Below are 1893 nucleotides of genomic sequence, written 5' to 3'. Positions count from 1 at the left end.
CCGCGTTGGCATGCAGTTCGTGACGCTCTGCGTCACACAGCGGTCTCTCTTTGTCAGGTGGATTGGCGGTCGACTCAGGTCACCTTTTCTCCCCTCGGCGACCTGCTTTGATGGACCAAAGCAGGCAAAACACGCAGCTCCGTTTCCGGCCCGACGTCGTCGGATTCCCTCGCCCTGACACTGATCCGACAGCCTTCTCAATGGTTGTAGGCCCGCTCGTTATGCTCGGCCAGGTCCAGACCCATTTCCTCCACTGACTCATGCGCGCGCAGGCCGATCAGTGCCTGCACGGCCTTGAGGATGATCCAGCTGACCGCGAAGCAGTAGACCGTGGTGAACAGCACGCCTTTGATCTGGGCAATCACTTGGGCGCCCATGCTGACATCGGGCACCAGACCGCCCAGTGAGGGCACGCAGAACACGCCGGTCAGTAGTGCACCGATCATGCCGCCGATGCCGTGCAGGCCGAAGACGTCGAGGCTGTCGTCATAGCCCAGGCGTTTCTTCAGCACAGTCACGCTCAGGTAGCAGAACACTCCGCACAGCACGCCGATGGCCAGTGCTCCGCCGACTCCGACGTAGGCACACGCCGGGGTGATGCCGACCAGGCCCGCCAATGCGCCGCTTGCCAGACCCAGGGCGCTGGGCTTGCCGACCTTGAACCACTCGGTGAACATCCAGCCGAGTATCCCGGCGCACGCCCCCACTTGCGTGTTGAGCATGACGATGCCGGAGGTGCCGTTCAGGCCGCCACCGGAACCGATGTTGAAACCGAACCAGCCGACCCAGAGCATCGCCGCGCCGGCCATGGTCAGGCTCAGGTTGTGCGCCGGCATCGGGGCGTTCTGATAACCCTTGCGCTTGCCCAGTACCAGGCATGCCGCCAGTGCGGCGACACCGGCGTTGATGTGCACTGCGGTGCCGCCGGCGAAGTCCAGCACGCCCCAGTTGTGCATCAAGGCGCCTGCGCCACCCCAGACCATATGCGCGACAGGCGCATACACCAGGGTGAACCACAGAGCCATGAACAGCAACGCCGCAGAGAACTTCATGCGTTCGGCGAAGGCCCCGGCAATCAGCGCCGGAGTGATGATCGCAAAGGTCATCTGAAAGGTCACGAATACCCCTTCAGGGATGTCGCCGACCAGGCTGTCGGGCGTCATGCCGGCCAGAAACGCACGACTCAGACCGCCCACGAAACTATTGAAACTCACTTGCCCTTCGACCATGTTGCTGGTGTCCACCACCATGCTGTAGCCATAGATGACCCACAGCACGCCTACCACTCCGGCAATGCCGAAACACTGGGTGAACAGCGAGAGCATGTTCTTGGCCCGTACCAGCCCACCGTAAAACAGTGCCAGCCCCGGAAGGCACATGAACAGCACCAGCACGGCTGCGGTGACCATCCAGGCCGTGCTGCCGGTGTTCAGTACGGGGGCGTCAGCTGCCTGCGCAATCGGAGCAAAGGCGCCGAGCGCGAGTAAAGCTGTAAGGGATTTGCCGTGTAGACGATTGACCATGTTCAAAGCTCCCGCAAATGAATGGAAAGTGTCTGGCAGCAAAGAGGTTCATTGGGACAGGCGAGGCTCTTCGGCCTCTTGTGGGTCAAGTTCTCGTTGCGCGAATGGCGTTATATATAAGTCCGATGAGCCCGAAAGCGGGGCTTAACCACCAAGGTTCTCGTTGCCACGCTCCGCGTGGTAATGCATTTCGTGACGCTCCGCGTCACACAGTTCTGCGACNGCCGAAGTAGGCAAATCCCTTCGCTCCTGTTTCCGGCCCGACTTCGTCGGGTTCCTTCCCTGTCACTGATCCGGGGGGCGCCGCAACGGGCCATCCATGGCCCAAGGTGTGTAAAAACGTCACGAGCGAAGGCAAGACAAGGCAAAA

Annotated in this window: 1 protein-coding gene; it reads right to left on the bottom strand. The window is 61.3% G+C overall.

Annotated features, from left to right (window positions below; genetic code table 11):
• Positions 1-197: 197 nt before the first annotated feature.
• The gene (locus tag AO388_RS26645; RefSeq protein ID WP_044308355.1) at positions 198-1523 is read right to left on the bottom strand and encodes an ammonium transporter; all 1326 of its coding nucleotides are present in this window, start codon (positions 1521-1523) and stop codon (positions 198-200) included.
• Positions 1524-1893 lie beyond the last annotated feature (370 nt).

Source organism: Pseudomonas sp. ICMP 10191 (assembly GCF_001467335.1).
Lineage (GTDB): Bacteria > Pseudomonadota > Gammaproteobacteria > Pseudomonadales > Pseudomonadaceae > Aquipseudomonas > Aquipseudomonas cerasi.
The sequence above is the reverse complement of the archived record's forward strand: the minus strand, read 5'-3'. Positions and strand labels throughout refer to the sequence as shown.